Origin of the sequence: Nannocystis bainbridge (genome assembly GCF_028368995.1) — a bacterium.
GTDB classification, from domain to species: Bacteria; Myxococcota_A; Polyangia; order Nannocystales; family Nannocystaceae; genus Nannocystis; species Nannocystis bainbridge.
Map to the genome: position 1 here is coordinate 1,385,501 of NZ_JAQNDL010000001.1, position 19,924 is coordinate 1,405,424.

The following is a 19,924-nucleotide window of genomic DNA, read 5'->3' on the forward strand; positions in this document are numbered from 1 at the left end:
ATGCCCTATGAGTCATATCCCCGGACCGCTACGCCTCCTCGTCGCCCGCGTACGGCTGCGGCGCCAGGCCCAGGTCGGCCAGCACCGCGTACGCGGCCGGGATCACGATCAGCACCAGCACCGTCGACGCCGCCAGGCCGAACACGATCGACGCCGCCACCGGGATCAGCGACTGCGCGTGGCGGCTGGTCTCGAACATGATCGGGAACAGCCCGGCGATCGTCGTCGCCGAGGTCAGCAGCACCGCGCGGAAGCGGTCGCGGCTGGCCTGCCCGGCCGCGGAGGTCGGCGAGTCGCCGCGGACCCGGGCCATGTTGATGAACTCCATCAGCAGGATCGAGTCGTTGACCACCACCCCGCAGATGGCGATGAGGCCGAAGATGCTCTGCGACGACAGCGGCATGCCCATCAGCAGGTGGCCCCAGATCACCCCGACGAACGCGAACGGGATCGCCAGCATGACGATGAGCGGCGCCACGAAGCTGCGGAACTGCAGGCTCAGCAGGGCGAACACCGCGAACAGCCCGATCATCATCCGCGTCAGCATCGAGCTCAGCGCCTCCGCCGACTGCTTGGCCGCCCCTCCGGCGGCCAGTCGGACCTCCGGGAACTCGCGCTCGATCTCCGGCGCCGCCTCGGCCATGAAGCGGCTCATCAGCTCCGACGCGTTGGCCTCCTCCGCCGACACCCCGCCCGTCACCGTCACGGTGCGCACGCTGTCGCGGCGGTTCAGGCGGGCGAAGCTGCTCGACAGCTCGATCGTCGCCAGCGACCCGAGCGGCATGTTGATCCCCGGCGCCACCGTGATCGGCATCAGCTCGAGGTCGGCCATCGTGTCGCGGCCGCGCTGCTCGAGCTCGACGTACAGCTCGTAGTCCTCGCCGTGGGTGTGGAACGTCTGCACCGACACGCCCGTCAGCGCCGAGCGGACCTGCTGCGCCACCGCGCTGCCGGTCAGCCCGTGCGAGCCTGCCCCCGGGCGCAGGCGCACGCGCACCTGCTCGCTGCCCGGATCGAGGTTGTCGCCGACGTCGAACACCCCCGGGTTCTGCATGAACCACGCCTGGATCCGCTGCGACACCTCCTTCGCGCGCTCGAGGTCCTCGCTCTGGATCTCGACCTCGATCGCGTTGCCGGCCGGGCCGCCCCTGGTGCCCTCGGCGAACTTCGTCACCGCCGCGCTCGGCAGCGGCCCCGTCGCCTCGCGCCACGCCCGCGAGAACTTCTCGAGCGTGGTCGAGCGCTTCTCGATCCCGAGCAGGTCGACCGACACCGTCGCCAGGTGCGGCCCTGACTCGTCGGTCACGTCGGCGTTGTAGTTGAAGCGGGCCGACACGTTGCGGACCAGCGGCTGCTGCTCCGGCTGCTCCGGCGTCAGCGTGTCGTTCACCCGCCAGGCCGCGGCCACCACCCGATCGACCTCCTGCTGCGTGCGCTCCAGCGGCGCCCCTGGCGGCAGCGCCAGCCGGAATTCGGCCACGTCGCCCTCGGCCGCCGGGAACGCCACGTAGCGCAGGCGCCCGCTCGACAGCATCCCGATCGAGCCGATCAGCAGCGCCACCATCAGCCCGAGCGTCGCCCAGCGGTGGCGCACCGCGAAATCGACCGCCCCGCCGAGCCGGCGCTCGCGGAAGCGGGCGAACCCCGCGTCGAACCACACCCGCGCCTTGCTCTTCTGGTTGGGGTCGACGTCGCGGAACGTGTGCGCCAGGTGGTTCGGCAGGATCAGGAACGCCTCGACCAGGCTGACCGCCAGCACCGCCACCAGCACGATCGGGATCACCTGCAGCACCCGGCCGATCCGGCCCTCGATGCCCATCAGCGGCAGGAACACCGCCACCGTCGTCAGGAACGACGAGACGATCCCCGACGCGACCTCCTTGACCGAGTCGACCGCCGCGCGCATCGCCGACTCCCCGCGCTCGCGGTGGGCCGCGAAGTTCTCGGCCAGCACGATCGCGTCGTCCATCACCAGGCCGAGCGCGACCAGCATCCCCATCATCGTCATCATGTTGATGGTCTGACCGAGCTGGCCGAGCACCCACAGCGACCCGAGCACCGACACCGGCAGGCCGACCGCGACCCAGAACGCCAGGCGCACGTGGAAGAACAGCCACAGCGTCCCGAACACCAGCAGCAGCCCCTGCCACGCGTTCGTGAACAGCAGCCCGATCTGGTCCGACACCGCCGACGCCACGTTCTGCGTCAGCGTCAGCGTCACCCCGGTCGGCTTGCGCAGCTCCTGCTCGGCGATGAACCCCTCGATCGAGCCGAGCACGTCGAGGCTGTCCTGCCACGCCGTCTTCGTGACCCCGAGCGTGCACGCGCGCTCGCCGTTGAACTGCGTCTGCTCCTCCTCGATCGCGAACGTGTCTTCGATCCTCGCCACGTCCGCCAGCCGGATCTCCGCCCCCCCGGCCGCGCCCTTGACCACCAGCTCGGCGAGCGCCGACACCTCCGTGCGCTTGTCCGAGTAGCGGACCAGGATGTCGCCGCCGGCGCGCTCGATCGTCCCGATCGGGCTGTCCACGCTCTGGGCCTGGACCGCCGCCGCCACGTCCGCGACCGACAGCCCGTGGCGGGCCAGCGCCGACTGCTTGAGCTGGATCAGGATCTGGTGGGTCGAGAACCCCGCGATCGAGACCTGCGCCACGTGCTCGTCGCGCAGCAGCTCGCGCCGCAATTGCTCGCAGTAGAGCTTCAGGTCCTGGGCCGACATCGGCCCCGTGACCGCGATCGAGGCCACCGGCGCGCGGCGGGTCGCCGCCGCCACGATCGGCGGGTCGAGGTCCGGCGGCAGGTCGCGCAGCCCGTCGACCGCCGACTTGACGTCGGCCAGCACGTCGGCGAGCGGCACCTTGTCCTCGACGTCGATCGTGATCGACGCCGAGCCCTCGCGGGCCTGCGACGTCATCACCGCCACCCCGTCGAGCCCCGCGATCGCCTCCTCGATGCTCTGGACCAGCGTCTCGTCGACGATCTCCGCGTCGGCCCCGGGATAGGCCGCGCTGATGCGGATCTGCGACGGCTCGAACTCCGGGTACGACTCGCGCCGGAGCCCCGGCAGCGCGACCATGCCGAGGATCACGCACACCAGCATCAACAAGTTTGCGGCCGTCGGGTGCCGCGCGAAGTAGACGATCACGACGCCTCCCCGCGGGCCGCCCGCTGCAGCGCGGCCGTCCCCTCGTCATCGGCGCGCGGCGCCAGCAGCATCCCCGCCAGCGCCGGCACCAGGTCGGTCAGCACGATCTTGTCGCCGGCCTGCACCTCGCCGGTCACGCACACGTACTCCTCCTGCACCAGCGCCGCCTCGACCTTGCGCAGCTCGAGCTTGTCCTCCGCCCCGACCACGTACAGCGTCCCGTCGTGGTAGGCCGCGCGCGGCACCGCCAGGCAGTCGGGGCGCGGCGGCCCGCGCAGCTCGACCTCGACGTACAGCCCGCGGTTCAGCCGCGGCCCCTGCGGCGGTCCGCCGGCCTCGCGGTTGTCGTCGACCTGGACCACCGCGATCATCATCCGCGTGTTCGGATCGATGCCGCCGAACCTGCGGAACCGCCCCTTCCACGAGCGCTGCACGCCCTGGCCCTCGAGCCGCACGATCGCCTCGATCGACTCCAGCCGCGACGGCCCACCCGGCGCCTGCTTCGTCTCCTCCGGCCGCCGCGGCGGCATCAGCGAGCCCAGGCTGCCGACCGGCACCTGCGCCGGGATCTCGAACACGTCGATGCCGTCGCCGACGATCAGCGCCTGCCCGCCCGTCACCGCCTGCTCGAGCGCCGCGTTGACCTCGCGCAGCCGCATCGTGAACGGCGCCACGATCTCCGTCTTCGCCAGCTCGAGCTTGGTCGTCGCCACCCCCGCCTGCTGCTGCTCGAGCTGCGCCTCGAGCACGCGGCGGGTCGCCGGCAGCTCCCCGAGCGTGTTGCGGAACGTCTGCACCGTCTTCTCGGCGACGATGACCGCCTTCTCCGCCACCTCGACGTCGGTCAGCGGCGCCGCGCCCTGGTCGTAGAGCGAGCGCACCCGCGCCAGCTCGCCGCGGGCCAGCTCGAGCGAGCGCTCGTCGATCTTGAGGTTCGACGCCGCGCTGGCCTCGCGCGCCTTGATCTCCGCGATCTGGGCCCGCACCGCCTTCACCACCGCCTCCGAACGGCCTTGCTCGATCGCGTAGCTGCCCGGATCGATCTTCAGCAGCACCGTGCCCTCTTGCACGATGCGCCCCGGCTCGAGCCGGTCCGCCACCTCCACCACCGTGCCCGACACCTGCGAGAGCGCCTGCCACTCGCGCTGGGCCTCGACCGCGCCGTAGCCGACCACCCGCGGCACCACCTCGAGCGGCGCCAGCTCGAGCACGCGGACCGGACGGCCCTGCACCGCGGCGCTGCGCTGGCGCGGCGCCTCGCGGGAGGCTTGCAGCCAGGCGTACACGCCGACCCCGACCAGGACGAAGGCGACGAACGTGGCGACGCTGCGGAACAGGGGCTTGTCGTGCGTGGGAGTCGACATGCGTCGACGCCGACTCTACACCGCCGCCGTCACCCGCAGTCGCGGCCGCGCCGGCGCTGGCGCCGCGATTACGTTCCCGTTACAACATGTCCGAAGAATCATGTAGTGACATGCACCGAGGAGGGCGAGGAGAATCCCTCACACCGAAGCGAGTCCCGGGCGAGAACTCTCCCCGACGCTCGACCCGCACGCCAGATTCTCCGCGCCGCGCGCCACCGCCCGCCCGAGATCGGCCCTCCTGCTGCCGCAGACCGCCGCCTCGGGCTCACCACCCGCGCCGTGCCCCGCTGCCGCGTTCACCGCCCGGCGATCGACCCAAACTATTGTACATGTCCTCATGGACATGTTCTCGTGAGCATGTCCTCGTGAACATGCCCCATAGTACATACTCCGCCGGCTAGCGCTCGAAGCGGTGCCCGCAGTTCGCCGGCTTCATCCCGTTCTGCGGCGACCCGAGCCACAGGTCCTCGAGCACCAGCTGCTGCCCCTCGAGCTTGAACGTGCCCGCTCCGTCGACGTCGGCCGGCACGTAGTTGCCACCGGACGGCACGATCTCGAGCTCGCCCGTCGGCAGGTCGTACGTATAATCGGACCAGTAGTCGAAGTAGATCTCGAACGGCAGCCACGTCACCCGTACCTCGCCGCTGGCGCGGAACCACAGCTCCTGGATCGCCACCTCCGGCGCCACCTCGACCCCGCCGCCGCACGGCAGCTGCGCGACCTCATGCCAAAGGCCGACGAATGGATTCGACTCCGGCGTGTACACGAACACGTCGGTCGTCAGCACCTTCGCCCCGTCCTCGACGTCGGCCGTGACCGTGAACGTCGCGCCCGGCGCCACGTCGGGCGCGATCGTCAGCTGCCCCGCGGCGTCGATCGAGGCGCCCTCGACGGGGCTGATCGAGTAGGCCACACACGCCTCGACCGGCTGCTTGATATAACAACACTCGATCGCGCCGACCGACAGATCCAGCACATCGCCGGGCTTGCCCTCGTACGCCTGCCCGAACACGTTGAAGCCGAGCGTCATGAGCACCTCCGCGGCCAGCGGCGGCAGCTCGCACACCCCGTCGGTCGTCGCCTCCGTGCTCGCCTCCGTCGTCGCCGAGGTCACCTCATCCGTCGTCGGGCCCGTCGTCGTCGAGTTCGACGTCGTCGTCGTCGAAGTCGTCGAAGTCGTCGAAGTCGTCGGCGACGTCGAGCCCGCCGTCGTCGTGCCCTCGTCCGTCGCGGAGCTCGTCGTCGCGGACGTGCTGGCGGTCTCGGTCGCCCCGGTGTCGTCCCCGGAGCCTTGCGGACACCCGCCCACGACCAGCGCCGACATGAGGATCGCAGCTCGATGCATGCCGCGACCCATACCACGCGAGCCCCGCGGTGTCGCGCGCACGATCGCCTATACCAGTGTGCATGGCCCCATGAGCCTCGTTTTGGCGCGATCGCACGATCCAGGTCAAACTCTCGCCCGGAGGAGTTCGCATGCGTCGATCCCAACCCACTGTCGGCCAGTACATGACCCGCGAGCCGCACGTCATCGACGGCGGCCTCAACCTCGTCGACACCTACACCCGGATGTTCCAGTTGCAGGTCCGGCACCTGCCGGTCTACACCCAGGGTCACCTCGTCGGCATCGTCTCCGATCGCGACCTCGGCCACATCATGGCCACCCAGGGCCTCGACCCGCAGCACACCACCGTCGAGGCGGTGTGCACCCCCGACCCCTACGTCTGCGACCCTGACGATCCGCTGGCGCACGTGGTCGCCGAGATGTCCCAGCGCAAGATCGGCGCCGCCCTCGTCATGCGCGGCGGTCAGCTCCACGGCATCTTCACCGTCGTCGACGCCCTCGAGGTCCTGTTGGTCCTGCTCAACGAGGAGCCGGCCGCCGCCTGATCGCGCCTGTCCCCACGGACATTCTTGTCATTGCAAGCGAGGCGCGCGTCGTTTCGCGCGCCTCGGTCTCGCGGCCCGCGGGGTCGCGCTGCGCCCACCTTTCGTCATTGTTGGGATCTCGTCCCGGCAGCAATCACGCGCCAGGCCTCGTCCACGCGCGCGAGCTCGCGGCCGTGGAGGCCGTAGCCCCCCACCGGTCGAGCTCGGCGAGCCGCCCGCGGGACCGGACACGACCGCATGATCATGGCCCGGACGCGATCGCGCGAGCGATCGCGATTCGCCGTGATGGCGCCGTTTTTCCCCGGCCCTGTTGACTCTGCAAGCGAATGCGGTTGCCATGCGGGACATGCACAAGGTCAAGCTCCAGCTCGGCAGCGCCTCCGTACAGCTCGACGCCGGCAACCCGCGCGTCCTCCTCGGCCGCGACCCGACCTGCGGCCTCCCCACCAGCGAGGTCAGCGTCTCGCGGCGCCACGCCGAGGTCGCGTTCGTCGGCGACCGGCTCGTCATCCGCGACATGGGTTCGTCGAACGGCACGTGGATCAACGGCGAGCCGGTGGGCGCCGACTCGCAGCCGCTGCAGCCGGGCCAGCAGGTGTTCCTCGGCCACATCCCGCTGCTCGTCGAGTGGATCGGCGGCGGTCAGGGCGGGGCCACGGTGCTCGGCGAGATGCCGGAGGAGCTCAAGGCGCTGATCGAGTCGCGCAAGCTGGCCAAGATGGCGCCGACCAGCCCGGTCGCGGCCACCGCCGCGGCCTTCCAGGACCCGCCGTCGCAGGGCGGGCCGATGAAGACGATGCTGGGGATCGGCGGGACCCTGGCGCCCAAGGCCGCCGACTACGCTTACCGGCGTCAGGGCTCCAACAACAACGGCGTGCTGCTGATCGCGCTGCGCGGCGACACCTTCACCAACGCCGCCCTCATCGACGGCTACCTCGAGTTCACCGCGCTCGACAACGAGACCGTCGCCTCGATCTTCGTCGAGCTGGTCGAGCACCACAAGCGCGGGCCCAAGAACGGCCACGTGTGGGACCGCGTGCTGGTGCGCCAGGGCCCGTGGCGGACCGCCAAGAACGAGGTCCTGCCGCTGACCTTCCAGCTGCGCGTGCCGCCGGGCACCTCGCCCTCGGGCCGCGACGTCCACTGGGAGGTCCGCGGTTACGTCGACATCGAGTGGGCCTACGACATCGCCGCTGCCAGCCCGATCACCGTCCGCAACCTCGACATCGAGAAGATCCGCGACGCCCTCGGCACCCTCGACTACCGCCTCGCCGAGCTCGACCCCGAGCCGCTCGGCCAGCGCTTCACCGGCAAGTTCCAGCCGCCGGTGCAGGCCCGCAAGGACTTCGGCATCACCGACATCAACCTCGCCGTCGAGTACCTCGGCGCCAACCTCCAGCTGTCCATGGAGGTCGAGAAGACCAGCCTCTTCAAGTTCGACAAGCAGACCAAGCTGGTGTTCGAGCTGGCGCAGTTCCGGGTCTCGACCACCCAGCAGCTGTCGCAGTTCCTGAGCGCCAAGATCGACGAGCTCATGGGCCGCGCCGAGGCGCAGTCTTGAAGCACGAAGGCCCCCGCGAGCGACGCGGGGGCCGGGCCTGAAACGCGTCGGCCCCCCGCGTGCGTACGCGCGGAGGGCCGAGGCAGCGGGACCGGGTCTCGCTCAGGAGCAGGTCGAGAGGACGGCGATCTCGGCGCCCATCTCCTCGCCGCAGTACCAGTTGTTGCCGTCCTCGTCGCAGCAACCCTGGCCGGTGAGGCCGGTGGTGGCGCACGCATCGCCCTCGACCAGGCCGGTCGGGCAAGCGATCGGGTTGGTGCCGTCCGGGTCCTCGCCCTCGAAGCCGCAGCTGTAGTAGTTGTCGCGCGGGCTCCAGCCGCACAGCGCACCACCGGTGTCGGTCGTGGTCGTGGTGGTCGTGGTGGTCGTCGTCGTCGCGTCGGTCGTCGTCGGCGCGGTGGTCGTCGGCGTCGTCTCGGTGCCGTCGGTCCCGTCGGAGTCCGTCGCGGTGCCGTCGGTCGAGTCGGTGCCCGCGGTCGTCTCGGTCGTCTCGGTCGTTTCGGTGCCGGCCGTGCCGTCGGTGGCGTCGGTCGTCGTGCCGAGGCTGGTAAAGTTCGTGTCGGTGCCGCCGGTGCTGATCACGCAGCCGGACATCGAACCGGCGACCAGCGCCGCGCCCAAGGTCATCTTGAATGAGTGCATGGGCGGGACATAGCGGACCGGCGCGAACATCGTCAAGGTACCCGCCGAACCGGGGGCGCTCGCGTCCGCCCGCGGCGCTCGATCAGCCTGTCCCTTCGGACAGCACAGTCCCCTCGACATCGCGCGTGACGTCGAGCCCGTCCCACACGATCGCGTCGCGCAGGCGCACACCGGGCGCGATCACGGCCCTGTCACCGATCTGCACTCGTGGGCCCACGTGCGCCCCCGCGCCGATCACCGCGCCCTCGCCGATCCACGCCGCCGGATCGACGTGCGCCCCCGCACCGATCGTCGCGCTCGCGGCCACGCCCCGCAGGTGCCGCTCCGCGAACGGCAGGCGCACCCGGCCCTCGAGCACGTTGGCCACGCCTTGCAGGTAGCGCTGCACCGTCGAGTGCTCCCACCAATAATCGCGGGTCACCACGCCGGCGAGGCCTGTGCCGCTGTGGAACAGCTCGGTATACGCCGTGCGGATCACGCACTGCGGCCCTTGCGGAGGGATGCGGTCCAAGAACCGCGGCTCGAGGACATGAACCCCCGTGAACATCAGCGGCTCGGCCGCCTCGGCGCCGGGCCTGTGCGCCCCGAGCAAACCCACGACCTGCCCGGCCGCGTCGACGCGCAGACTGCCCCAGCGCTCGGCCTCGGGGTCGGGGCGCAGCACCATCGTCGCCTCGGCCCCGGCCGCGCGGTGCGTCGCCAGCACGCGCGCCAGCTCGAGCTCGAGCAAGATCTTGCCGTTGACGACCACGATCGGCCTGCCGCTGCCGTCGTCGAGCAGGTGCCTCGCGTGACGCAGCGCGCCACCTGTCCCGAGGATCTCCCCGTCCTCGCGCGAATAGGCGATCGCCATCCCGAGCTTCGACCCGTCGCCGAGCTCGGCCTCGATCTGCTCGCCGAGGTGATGCAGGTTGACCACCACCTCGCGCACTCCTTGCGAGCGCAACCACAGCGCCACCCAGCGGACCAGGGGCGTGCCGCACACCGGCAACATCGGCTTCGGGCGCAAGCCACTGAGATCGCCGAGGCGTGTGCCGAGGCCGGCGGCGAGGATCATCGCGCGCGGAGCGTTCATGACGCCGCACCATAGCAACGCCCGATCGGGCCCCCAAGGAATCGGCTGGAACTGCGTCCGTCGGCTCGCTGCGCCCCGCGAGGGGCCGCCCGCAACACGCCCGCCGAGCTCGCCGGGCGGCCTCCTCGCCGCGCCGGTGGTGTCGCCCGGTTCGCCCACGCGGCGCGGCGCGAACGGGGCCTCGCGGCTGCTCGGTCCGCCGCGAGCTTGCGCCGCGCGCCGAGATCCGCGAGGATGACGACGTGCAAGCGCCGCCTCCCGTAGAGGTCGACGAAGCCGAACTGCTCGCGCGTCTCGGCGGTCGCCGAGACCTCCTGGCGATGCTGGTCGGCCTCTTTTCTGCCGATCTGCCGCAGATCCACGACGAATTCTGCGCCGCGCTCGCGGCCGGTGACGCCGGCGCGGTGCGACGCATCGCCCACCGCGTGGTCGGCACCCTCGCCAACCTCTCGGGCGGCCCGCTGCTCGAATACGGCCGCGACATCGAGGAGCTGGCGGTCCCCGAGAACCTGCCGACCCTCGGCCCGCGGATCGACGCCTTCCGCGCCGCCCTCGACCAGCTCGAGCAGCGCCTGCGCCAGGCGTTCGGCTGACCCTGTCCGAACGGTCATGTCCCGCTGGACATGCCCGCTCGGCCATGACCCTTCGGTCATGTCTGCCAGAACAGCTTGTCGAGCACCGCCGCCGTCAGCACCAGGCCGAAGGCCATCGACGCCAGCAGCCCGAGCGCGCGCCACAGCACCGCGCGCTGGGCCTTGCGCACCTCGACCGCCACCTCGGGGCCATGCCCGAGCATCTCGCGGGCCAGCCGTTCGGCCGCGCCGCGGTGGCTGACGACGATCAGCAGCGTCGTCACGGCTAGGAACAGCCCGCCGCCGCCGAGCAGCAGCAGGCGTACGCGCCCGGCCCACAGCCGGCGCAGCGCCGTCATGTCCGCGTCCTCGCGCCCGCGGGTCGTCAGCGCCGTGGGCGGCCCGTGGATCTCGACCGGCAGCGTCCCGATCAGCCACGCCTCCGTCAGCTGCTGCGCCTCCGCATCGAGGCTCACCGTCGCCAGCGCGTCGAGGTACTTGCCCTCGAGCGCGGCGTCGAACTCCTTCTCCACCCGCGGCATGCCCAGCCGCTCGCGCTGCAGCCCGATCAGCGTCGAAAGGGCCGGCTTCTGCCCCGGGCCCGGGCCGAGCACCACCCGCGCCAGCGCCGACGACTCGCCCGGCGCGTTGGTGAAGTGATACGCCTCGACCTGCACCAGCCCCGGCGACAGCCCGGCCGACGACCACGTGCGCGGCGGCTCCGGCCCGACCACCGGCGGCTCGAGCGTATCGACCCACGCCCCGTCGGGCCCGCGCACGTCGACGAACACCGCCCGCTTGGGCCGCAGCCCGCGCGCCTTGATCGTCAATGTGTCGCCGGCCCCCGCTGTCCACGGCGCCGCGTCGACCGTCACCGCGCCCGCGAAGCTGACCATGCGGAACTTCCGCGCCGCGACCGGCTCGACGCTCGCGGCGCCGTCTTTCGCCGCGCTCCCGTCCTCGTCCTTCGCCCCCGGCCCCTTCGCCTCGCGCGCGATGTCCTCCGCGCTCGCCCCCGCATCCTTCGCGCCCGCGTCCTTGCTCGCGCTCCCCTTCGGCCCGACCTTCCCCTTCGGACCTGCTCCCTCGGACACGTCCTTCGCAGCAGGTCCTTCCGCACCTGACCCTACGGACATGTCCTGAGCGCCTGGCAGCGCCCGCACCTCGAAGCGGACCACGTCGGTGGCCAGCAGCCCGGCGACGCGGACCAGCCCCGCCGCGTCCGTCTCGCCGCGCACGACCGTCGCCGGCGCGTCGGCCGACGACTTGTGCGGCCCGAACTCGCCGTCGAGCAGGCGGACCTCGACCGGCCCCTGGCGCGGCTTTCCCTCCGCGTCGGTCACGCGGGCCACCAGCGCGTTCTCGAAGCCGGCCGCCAGCCGGCCCAGCGGACGCAGCACGATGCGCAGCTTCTCGGGCTGCGATTCGGTGTCGTCCGCGTAGTTTTTCGTCGAACCCGACACCGTCGGCGTCCCGCGTCGGAGCGCGCGCGACGCGACGAGCTCCACCTCGACCACCTCGCGGAACTGCTCGTGCCCCGAGATCGCCAGCTCGAGCGTCGCCGGGCCCGGAGCCCAGTCAGGGGCCGTCAGCCGCCCTTGCGCCATCCCCACCGCGGCCGCGTCGCGCAGCGTCCCGAGCGACGCGCGCTCCTCGCCGCGCCGCAGCGTCGCCTCGACCTGCGCTTCCGGCACCGCCTGACCGGCGCCGTTCAACACCTGCACGCGGGCCGCCACCGGCTCGCCCGCGACCCACTGCGGCTCGACCTGCACGATCGCCGAGTGCGTCACGTGCCACCCTGCGATCGCAAACGACGCGAAGATCGCCGCGCCCATCCCGAGCGGCGCGCCGATCACGGGCAGCAAGTACACGAACCGCGACAGCGCGGCAGACCGAGTGATCTCGGCGGATTCGCTCGGCTCGCTCGGCGTCGCCACGGGCACCGGCCACCGTAGCAGACGCGACGCTGTTTCGGTATCCTCCCGCGCGCCTCATGAAGCTCAGCGTCATCGGTACAGGGTATGTCGGCCTCGTCGCCGCCGCGGTGTTCGCCGACTACGGAAACGATGTCCTGTGCGCGGACATCGACGCCGGCAAGATCGACTCGATCAAGGCCGGCAAGCTGCCCATCTTCGAGCCCGGGCTCGAGCCGCTGGTCGAGCACAACATCCAGGCCGGGCGCCTGCGCTTCACCACCAGCAACGCCGAGGCCGCGGTCCACGGCGACGTCATCTTCCTCGCCGTCGGCACGCCGACGGCCGCCGACGGCAGCGCCGACCTGTCGTACCTCTACCAGGCCGCGAGCGAGATCGGGCGCCACATCACCCGGCCGACGATCATCGTCGACAAGAGCACCGTGCCGGTCGGTACCGCCGAGCGGATCGCCCGCATCGTCGGCGAGCAGACCCGCGTCCCGTTCACCGTCGTCTCGAACCCCGAGTTCCTCAAAGAGGGCGCCGCGGTCGACGACTTCATGCACCCCGACCGCGTCATCGTCGGCACCGACGACCCGCACGCGCGCGAGGTCCTGCACCGCCTCTACCAGCCGTTCTGCCGCACCAGCGACCGGATCCTGTTCATGGACGCGCGCTCGGCCGAGCTCACCAAGTACGCCTGCAACGCCTACCTCGCCGCGCGCATCAGCTTCATGAACGACATGGCCAACCTCGCCGACGCGCTCGGGGCCGACGTCGAGCTGGTGCGCCGCGGCATGGGCTCCGATCCGCGGATCGGCAACAAGTTCCTCTACCCCGGCGTCGGCTACGGCGGCTCCTGCTTCCCCAAGGACATCCGCGCCCTGCTCACCACCGCCCGCGAGTTCGGCCACTCGCTCGAGATCGTCGCCAGCGCCGAGCGCATCAACGAGGCCCAGAAGCTCGTCATCGTCCGCAAGCTGCGCCAGCGGCTCGGCAGCGACCTGGCCGGCAAGACCTTCACCGTGTGGGGCCTGTCGTTCAAGCCCAACACCGACGACGTGCGCGAGGCCCCGGCGCTGAAGATCGTCCGCACCCTCGTCGGCGACGGCGCTCGCCTGCGCCTGCACGACCCCGAGGCCGGCAAGAACTTCATCGCCAACCTCAGCCCGCACGTCGCCGCCTCCTGCACCCTCGCCGCCGACCCCTACGACGCCGCCGAGGGCGCCCACGCGCTCATCCTCGCCACCGAGTGGCGAGAGTACCGCAGCCCCGACTTCGAGCGCCTCAAGCGGATCATGGCCGGCACCCACCTGTTCGACGGCCGCAACCAGTGGGACCGCCAGCACGTCGAGGCCCTCGGCTTCGAATACGCCGGCATCGGCCGCTGACCGCCCGGGCGCAGCGGCGCCGCTCGTGAGTCTCTCAGGACATGTTCATCCGGACATGTCCTGAAGCCTATGTACTTTCGCGCATGCCCGTTCGGACAGCCGGCGCTCGCCGCCCGCTCGTGCCCCTGACGGCCCGCGCGAGCGACCGCCCGCGCGGCCCGGCGCTGTCGTCGTGCCCCTGACGCTCGACCGAGCGCCCGCTCGCGTCGGGCGCCCGACCGTCCATTCACGCTCTCGCGCCTCTCGCCTCGCAACGCCCGCAGGCGCTCGAGCGACCGCGCATTCCACTCCTCAGCCCCCGACGCCACGCCCGCAGCCATCACCGCGCCGGCGATCGGGCAGTCGCCCCGCGGCCCCGTGAACCTCGCCCACCTCGCCGCAACTTCACCACCGCGACCGGCACCGCCCGCGCCGTCACACATGTCGGATTGTTCGCCGGGGTAACTCGCCCCATACGGGATCGTCCTCGAACCGCCCGCAGACTGGTCTCTGCGGGCTCTACCGCGATTGCGACGACGCGCTCGATGCATGACGCGCCGCGTGTTCGTCGCTCGCGCCTGGAGAACCCATGATCCTGCAAGCCACTGTCATCACCCTGCTCACCTTCGCCGCCGACCCCTCGGCCCGCGCCCGCCTCTCGCAGCTCCTCGCCGCCCAGCGCAGCGCCCCCGACCCGGTCGCGCTCGCCCCCGAGGAGCCGCGCAACGAGCCCAGCATCAGCACCGTCTACCCCAGCCGGGCCTTCCTGGAGCGCACCCTCGACATCACCATCGGCGGCGACGACACCGAGTGGACCGACGCCGCCCTCGTCGACTTCGGCGACGGCATCCGCGTCGAGAGCGTGCGCGTCGCCAGCCCCACCGGCCTGGTCGCGCGCATCACCGTCGACGACGACGCCGCGCTCGGCGCCCGCGACGTCACCGTGCGCGAGGGCGAGGTCGAGGTCGTCTACGCCGGCGCCTTCACCCTCGAGGCGCCCCTCGCCTTCAAGGTCCTCAACGGCACGCGCGCCGCCGGATCGATCTTGAACGGCAAGCTCGTCCAGCGCGACATCACCACCCCGTTCGACCCGATCGACAACACCCTCACCTTCGACGACCCCGGCTTCACCGTCGATTACTTGTACGCCCAGCAGTACACCGCCGAGTTCGCCCTGCTCGTCGACGTCCCCGTGGCCGCCGGCACCTACGACCTCACCGTCGTCAGCGGTCTCGCCGGCGCCCAGCTGCGGTCGACCGGCCCTGACATCCTCCCGATCGCCGCTCGCACCCCGCTCCCGCTCGAGGTCGGCGACAACCCCGGCGCGCTGAAGGAACCCTTCGGCACCAAGCTGTACAAGTTCACCCCGCCGGCCGAGCCGACCCGGCTCACGCTCTCCGTCACCGCCGACATCGAGGGCGCGAGCCCCATCCTCGCCGTGTTGCCCGCCAGCGGCCGCTTCGCCGACCTGCTCGGCGCCGACGCGCGGGTCGTCGTCGACAGCAACAGCGCCGCGCCGATCTACGTCATCTACTGGGACGCCACCGGCGCCGACGCCCACGCCTACACCATCAACCTCGCCACCGCCCCGCCGCCGCCGCCCGAGGCCGAGCCGAACGACGACTGTGCCGCCGCCACCCCGGTCACCGCCGCGTCGTCGACCCTCGGCGAGCTGCGCGACAACAGCGACGTCGACTGGTTCGTGTTCACCGCCGGGGCCGCCGACGTCGGCAAGACCGTGCACGTGCGCACCCAGCCCGGCCAGCCGACCACCGACACCGTCGTCGAGGTATTCGCCGCCGACTGCACCACCTCGCTCGGCGGCCCCTCGCCCGACTTCGCCTACCACGAAGACTTCACCAGCACCGCCCTCGCGGTCGCCGGCCCCGTCTACGTCAAGGTCAGCCTCAGCGCCGAGGCCTCCGAGGGCGGCACCTACGAGCTGACGATCGCGCTCGAGTGATTCTTTTAAACCGATCCGCCGGCCGCCGGCCGCGAGCCACGCCTCGCGGCCGGCGCCGTCGTCTGCTCGCCGGCCGGCGTTCTACCTGTCCCGAGAGACATCCTGTTCATCGCGGCGGTCCGGGCGCCCACGCGCGCACGAGCCCGACGACCGGGCGCCGGCACCTCGCGGTCCCGAGGCGATCGTGCGCCCGCGGAATGTCGCCACGCGATCGCCGGTCACGCGCCCCCTCCCATCAATTTGTGCGAGGCCACGAATCGGCACATACAGCGAATCGACCCCCGGCATGCGCCCAGGAGACGCACGTGTCCGCTCGATCTACCGGCCCGCTGCGGGCGACCTCGACTGCAATGATGGGACTTGCGCCCGCCGGGCTCGACCTCGATTGCGACGGCACGGTACGCCCATTGCGATCGCTCTCTTCGCTCTCACGTCAAGGAGTCTGAAACCATGTTCGTCCGTACAGTCCTGACTCTGGTCCTCTTCACCACCTCGACCGTCGCGGTCGCCCGCGAGCCGGTTCCGCCGGTCCGCTCCGGCTACGCCGGCGGGCTCGCCCCCGTCCTGCTCGCCGCGCGCACGCCTCAGTCGCCGGACACCAGCGAGCCTGTGCTCACCGAGCCGACCACGCCCTCGTCCGTCAGCCCGCCGAGCGCCACCCCGCCGCCGCAGAGCATCCGCCCGCCGCGGATCCAGGCCCACGAGTGGGAGCGCGAGCGGCGGAAGCTGCGGGCCCAGACCGCCGTCTCGTGGGTGCTCACCGGCATCGGTATGGCCGGTACGGCCGTCCCGCTGGGCATGTTGCGCCGGTGCGACGACCTCGACCGCACCCGCGCCGTCGACTGCAGCCAGGAGCGGCGGACCGCCGCGATCGCGGCCCCGATCTTCGGCGCCCTCACGCTCGCCGCGATCATCCCCGCGATCATCTACACGACCCGGCTCAGCCGCCACAACCGCTACAGCGGCATGGCCCGCCTCGGCGCCTCGCCTGGCGGCCTGCTGATCCGCTTCTAGACGGCTCGCGCGCCCGGGTTCGCGCCCGCCACGCGCCATCGGGGTCCCCAGGCCCCGCCCGATCGTCCTCCGAGGAGACGCCGCGCCGCGCGGCCGACCGCATACACTACCGCGGTCGGCCGCGCGTCGCGGTCGCCGGCGCGATCGTCCCTGTCCCATGCGACATGTCCTGCGTAACCTGTCCCTGAGTACATTGCTCGCCTGCGGCGGCGGCGTCGGCCCGGGCGACGAGCCCACCGCCGCCACCACCTCCGGGCCTGCCACCGACACCACCGCCGCCGCAACCACCACGGGCGACGCGACGGGCACCACCGGCACGACCACCGACCCGGAGCCGACCACGCTCACCCCGTGGCCGACCACCAGCGCCACCAGCGGCACCGACGGCCCGGTCGACGCCGGCCCCTGCCCTGGCTACGCCCTCGTCCTCGATCGGCCCGGACCTGTCCTTTGGGCCACCACCGACGGCAGCGTCTTCGAGAGCCCGTTCTTGCAGCCGGGCCAGGGCTTCACCTGCGTGCGCGTCGAGTTCGACCTGCAGACGCTCGCCAACCTCGACGACATCATCGCCATGGACCCCGAGGGCTGCCCCGAGTACTTCGGCATCGCCTCGGTGTTCGGCACCCAGCCCGCCGGCAAGGTCCTGGCCACCGTCTTTTATCACCCGATGGATCGCGCCCGCGGCGAGTGCCTGCCCAGCGCCAGCCGCCTCGAGGTCGGCAACCACCTCGCGTACACCGCCGACACCGTCGGTCCCTGGTCTCCGGGACAGGTGTGGCACGTCATCCTCGAGGCGAGGCCGTGGCTCACGCGGGTCACCGTGTTCAGCGGCGGCAAGCAGATCGGGCCGATGGTCACCGCCGCGCTCGACCCGCTCGACGTCGCCGTCACCCGCGACCCCGTGGTCCGCCTCGGCCTGCCGGGCCCGGCCGAAGATCGCTTCTATCCGTGGTACGGCGCCACCTGGGCCAACCTGCAAGTCTGGGCCGAAGTCGCCCCGTGAAGCTCCATGACCCGACCCTTCGCCGAAGCCACGATCGACATTGAAGCCTCCCCTGCGTGCGTTTGGGCGGTGATGCTCGACCTGCCGCGCTACCACGAATGGAACCCCTTCATCGTCGGCGTCGAGCACTCCGGGCCGGCCGCGCTGGACGCCGCGCTGCGCCTGCGCGTGCGCTGGAATGACGGCACCGGCGCCAGCTCCGGCGAGCGCATCACCGAGCTCACCGCCCCCGACGGCGAGCGGCCCGGGCGGCTCGCCTACCGCTTCACCGGCCTCCTGCCGACATTGGGCCTGGTCCGCGCCACCCGCATCCAGCAAATCACCCCGCTGCCGGGCGGACACACCCGCTATTTCACCCGCGAGGAGTTCGCCGGGCTGTTGACCCGCTTCCTCCCGCTGGCCAAGGTCCGGGACGGCTTCGACCGCCACGCTCGCGCCCTCAAGGCTCGCGCCGAGGCGCTTGCGAGCGCCCCGGAAGCCCGCTGACGGCCCCTTTACGGCCCGCCCGAGAACATGTCCTTCTGGACATGTCCTAAAGCCCATCCTGCGACCGGCCGCCGCCGCGGCCCCGCTCCAGGTCGCGCACGCAGCGCGAATGGCACGGCTGCACACGGATTGTCATGTCTCTCCGGACCTGTCCCGAAGGACATTTATCATCAGTCCCCGCGCGCCCGCGCGCCACGGTCACGTGACCGCCGGGCGGCTCCGCGCGGCCGTGGGGCTGGCCCCAGAGCCGATCGGACCTCCCGCGGAATGCGTCACCTGCGCGTGGAGATTTCGTTACCATCCCGTTCACATGATGACTTCGCGCAATAGAGATAGACACCTTGATTTGTTGGTCGCGGCGATGGCCGTGATGCCGGTGATGGCAGTGGGATGTGGCGACTCGACCGCGAGCAGCGCCAGCGACTCCGACACGGAGACCGACGGCACCGGCTCCGAGTCCGACACCGACGCCCTGCCGACCACCACCGCGGGCCCGCCCGGCCCCCCCGGAGAGCCCGGCGAGCCCGGCGAGCCCGGTGAGCCCGGCGAGCCCGGCGAGCCTGGCCCGCCCGGCGAGCCCGGCCCCGGCAGCGACCCGAGCATCAGCGGCATCGTCCCCGGCAAGGTCTATCTCGAGCGCACCCTCGACGTGGCGATCAGCGGCTTCGGCACCCAGTGGACCGACGCGGTCGCCGTCGACTTCGGCGAGAACGTGACCGTCAACAGCGTGACCGTGGCCAGCCCGACCGGCATCCTGGCCAACATCACCGTCGACGCCGGCGCCAGCATCGGCGCGCGCGACGTGACGGTCAGCGAGGGCGGCAGCGACGTGGTGTACGCCGGCGCCTTCAAGGTCGAGGCCCCGCTGACGCTGCTGGAGCCGATCACCGGCACCCTCGCGTCCGGCTCGATCATCGTCGGCGACGCCTTCCAGCACGACATCTCGACCCCGTTCGACACCACCCAGACCGGCGACGGTCTGTTCGAGCCGATCGCCTACCCGAACATCCTCATCGGCGGCAGCGACCCGGGCATCTACGGCGACATCAACTCGGTCAACCTCTACAGCCTCAACTACCTGCTGTTCGTCGACGTGCCGGTGGCCGCCGGCACCTACGACGTCGGCGTGCTGAGCGGCCCGGAGGGCTCCGAAATCTCGTCGACGGCCCCGGCCGCGCTCGAGATCGCGGCCCGCGCTCCGGTCCCGCTGACCGAGGGCAACGAAGAGGTCGGCTCGATCGCCGAGCCGCTCGAGACCCAGCTCTACTCGTTCACCCCGCCGGCCGAGCCGAAGAAGATCACCTTCTCGATCGCCTCCGCCGACGCCGAAGCCTCCGCGCGGGCGATCGCCTTGCCGGCCAGCGGCAGCTTCGCCGACCTGATCAAGTTCGACTCCGAGATCTCGGTCTACACCAACTCGGAGGACCCGTTCTACCTGGTCTACTGGGACAACAGCGGCTACTCGGGCTACGACTTCACGATCAACGTCACCGTCGCCGACCCGCCCCCGCCGGAGACCGAGCCGAACAACGAGTGCGCGCAGGCCAACGAGCTCACGCTGCCCTCGCTGACCTTCGCCACCCTGCCCGACCAGCAGGACGTCGACTGGTTCAAGTTCACCGCCACCGACGCCGACATCGGCAAGGTCATCCACGTGCTGACCCAGGCCGGCGACGACACCACCGACACCGTCGTCGAGGTGTTCGAGGGCGACTGCACCACCTCGCTCGGCGGCCCCTCGAGCGACGACGACTACCACGAGGATTTCACCAGCGAGGCGATCCCCGCCGCCGGTGACTACTTCGTGAAGGTCACCTACTCGGACTTCGGCTACACCACGCCGAACTACGAGCTCCAGGTCGTGATCGAGTAACCCTCGGATTTCGCCCGCTCGGCGCTCGCTCCGCGGACCGCGGGCGAGCGCCG

Annotated in this window: 15 protein-coding genes; 9 read left to right on the top strand and 6 right to left on the bottom strand. The window is 71.4% G+C overall.

From position 1 onward, the window contains the following. Window positions 1-28: 28 nt before the first annotated feature. The 3 genes from POL25_RS05475 to POL25_RS05485 form a co-directional block, all read right to left on the bottom strand. Window positions 29-3,145, bottom strand: a complete 3,117-nt coding sequence (locus POL25_RS05475) for an efflux RND transporter permease subunit (protein ID WP_272084775.1) — start codon at window positions 3,143-3,145, stop codon at window positions 29-31. Further along, window positions 3,142-4,509, bottom strand: coding sequence for an efflux RND transporter periplasmic adaptor subunit (locus POL25_RS05480; RefSeq protein ID WP_272084776.1), 1,368 nt, complete (start codon window positions 4,507-4,509; stop codon window positions 3,142-3,144). Before POL25_RS05480 ends, POL25_RS05475 begins: the two co-directional genes overlap by 4 nt. A 397-nt stretch (window positions 4,510-4,906) precedes the next feature. Next, window positions 4,907-5,854: a hypothetical protein gene (locus tag POL25_RS05485; protein ID WP_272084777.1), complete on the bottom strand. Its 948-nt coding sequence runs from the start codon at window positions 5,852-5,854 to the stop codon at window positions 4,907-4,909. 131 nt (window positions 5,855-5,985) lie between these two features. Between POL25_RS05485 and POL25_RS05490 the strand changes: the two genes are divergently transcribed. Beyond that, a complete protein-coding gene (locus POL25_RS05490) occupies window positions 5,986-6,399 on the top strand; it encodes a CBS domain-containing protein (protein ID WP_272084778.1) in 414 nt (137 codons plus the stop codon). Between the two features lie 346 nt (window positions 6,400-6,745). Then, window positions 6,746-7,960, top strand: a complete 1,215-nt coding sequence (locus POL25_RS05495) for an FHA domain-containing protein (RefSeq protein WP_272084779.1) — start codon at window positions 6,746-6,748, stop codon at window positions 7,958-7,960. A gap of 102 nt (window positions 7,961-8,062) precedes the next feature. Here the strand turns inward: POL25_RS05495 and POL25_RS05500 are convergent, their stop codons facing one another. Together POL25_RS05500 and POL25_RS05505 are read right to left on the bottom strand one after the other, a co-directional pair. Beyond that, entirely contained in the window at window positions 8,063-8,602 is a 540-nt protein-coding gene (locus tag POL25_RS05500; RefSeq protein WP_272084780.1) for a hypothetical protein, read from the bottom strand. Between the two features lie 82 nt (window positions 8,603-8,684). Continuing rightward, the gene (locus POL25_RS05505) at window positions 8,685-9,677 is read right to left on the bottom strand and encodes a nucleotidyltransferase family protein (RefSeq protein WP_272084781.1); all 993 of its coding nucleotides are present in this window, start codon (window positions 9,675-9,677) and stop codon (window positions 8,685-8,687) included. Between the two features lie 242 nt (window positions 9,678-9,919). Between POL25_RS05505 and POL25_RS05510 the strand changes: the two genes are divergently transcribed. After that, on the top strand, window positions 9,920-10,270 hold the full coding sequence (locus POL25_RS05510) for an Hpt domain-containing protein (protein ID WP_272084782.1): 351 nt from the start codon (window positions 9,920-9,922) through the stop codon (window positions 10,268-10,270). 56 nt (window positions 10,271-10,326) lie between these two features. On the opposite strand, the gene POL25_RS05515 is transcribed toward POL25_RS05510, so the two are convergent. After that, complete coding sequence (locus tag POL25_RS05515; RefSeq protein ID WP_272084783.1) at window positions 10,327-12,186, bottom strand: collagen-like domain-containing protein; 1,860 nt, start codon at window positions 12,184-12,186, stop codon at window positions 10,327-10,329. A gap of 56 nt (window positions 12,187-12,242) precedes the next feature. Here POL25_RS05515 and POL25_RS05520 point away from each other — a divergent pair, with 56 nt between their 5' ends. The 6 genes from POL25_RS05520 to POL25_RS05545 all read left to right on the top strand — a co-directional run bounded on the left by POL25_RS05520 (window position 12,243) and on the right by POL25_RS05545 (window position 19,871). Then, on the top strand, window positions 12,243-13,553 hold the full coding sequence (locus POL25_RS05520; RefSeq protein WP_272084784.1) for a UDP-glucose dehydrogenase family protein: 1,311 nt from the start codon (window positions 12,243-12,245) through the stop codon (window positions 13,551-13,553). 568 nt (window positions 13,554-14,121) lie between these two features. Next, on the top strand, window positions 14,122-15,495 hold the full coding sequence (locus POL25_RS05525) for a hypothetical protein (RefSeq protein WP_272084785.1): 1,374 nt from the start codon (window positions 14,122-14,124) through the stop codon (window positions 15,493-15,495). A gap of 450 nt (window positions 15,496-15,945) precedes the next feature. Then, window positions 15,946-16,509: an RAD23 family protein gene (locus POL25_RS05530; RefSeq protein ID WP_272084786.1), complete on the top strand. Its 564-nt coding sequence runs from the start codon at window positions 15,946-15,948 to the stop codon at window positions 16,507-16,509. 157 nt (window positions 16,510-16,666) lie between these two features. Further along, window positions 16,667-17,512, top strand: a complete 846-nt coding sequence (locus tag POL25_RS05535; protein WP_272084787.1) for a hypothetical protein — start codon at window positions 16,667-16,669, stop codon at window positions 17,510-17,512. Window positions 17,513-17,518: 6 nt separating this feature from the next. Then, window positions 17,519-17,998 carry an SRPBCC domain-containing protein gene (locus POL25_RS05540; protein WP_272084788.1) on the top strand — a complete coding sequence of 160 codons (480 nt, stop codon included), beginning with the start codon at window positions 17,519-17,521 and terminating at the stop codon, window positions 17,996-17,998. Window positions 17,999-18,377: 379 nt separating this feature from the next. Further along, on the top strand, window positions 18,378-19,871 hold the full coding sequence (locus POL25_RS05545) for a hypothetical protein (protein WP_272084789.1): 1,494 nt from the start codon (window positions 18,378-18,380) through the stop codon (window positions 19,869-19,871). Window positions 19,872-19,924 lie beyond the last annotated feature (53 nt).

What these genes read in the sequence shown, in the direction of transcription:
- POL25_RS05480 (WP_272084776.1), bottom strand. Translation starts at nt 4,509, where the DNA reads ATGTCGACTCCCACGCACGACAAGCCCCTGTTCCGCAGCGTCGCCACG.
- POL25_RS05485 (WP_272084777.1), bottom strand. Translation starts at nt 5,854, where the DNA reads ATGCATCGAGCTGCGATCCTCATGTCGGCGCTGGTCGTGGGCGGGTGT.
- POL25_RS05490 (WP_272084778.1), top strand. Translation starts at nt 5,986, where the DNA reads ATGCGTCGATCCCAACCCACTGTCGGCCAGTACATGACCCGCGAGCCG.
- POL25_RS05495 (WP_272084779.1), top strand. Translation starts at nt 6,746, where the DNA reads ATGCACAAGGTCAAGCTCCAGCTCGGCAGCGCCTCCGTACAGCTCGAC.
- POL25_RS05500 (WP_272084780.1), bottom strand. Translation starts at nt 8,602, where the DNA reads ATGCACTCATTCAAGATGACCTTGGGCGCGGCGCTGGTCGCCGGTTCG.
- POL25_RS05505 (WP_272084781.1), bottom strand. Translation starts at nt 9,677, where the DNA reads ATGAACGCTCCGCGCGCGATGATCCTCGCCGCCGGCCTCGGCACACGC.
- POL25_RS05520 (WP_272084784.1), top strand. Translation starts at nt 12,243, where the DNA reads ATGAAGCTCAGCGTCATCGGTACAGGGTATGTCGGCCTCGTCGCCGCC.
- POL25_RS05525 (WP_272084785.1), top strand. Translation starts at nt 14,122, where the DNA reads ATGATCCTGCAAGCCACTGTCATCACCCTGCTCACCTTCGCCGCCGAC.
- POL25_RS05530 (WP_272084786.1), top strand. Translation starts at nt 15,946, where the DNA reads ATGTTCGTCCGTACAGTCCTGACTCTGGTCCTCTTCACCACCTCGACC.
- POL25_RS05535 (WP_272084787.1), top strand. Translation starts at nt 16,667, where the DNA reads ATGCGACATGTCCTGCGTAACCTGTCCCTGAGTACATTGCTCGCCTGC.
- POL25_RS05540 (WP_272084788.1), top strand. Translation starts at nt 17,519, where the DNA reads ATGACCCGACCCTTCGCCGAAGCCACGATCGACATTGAAGCCTCCCCT.
- POL25_RS05545 (WP_272084789.1), top strand. Translation starts at nt 18,378, where the DNA reads ATGGCAGTGGGATGTGGCGACTCGACCGCGAGCAGCGCCAGCGACTCC.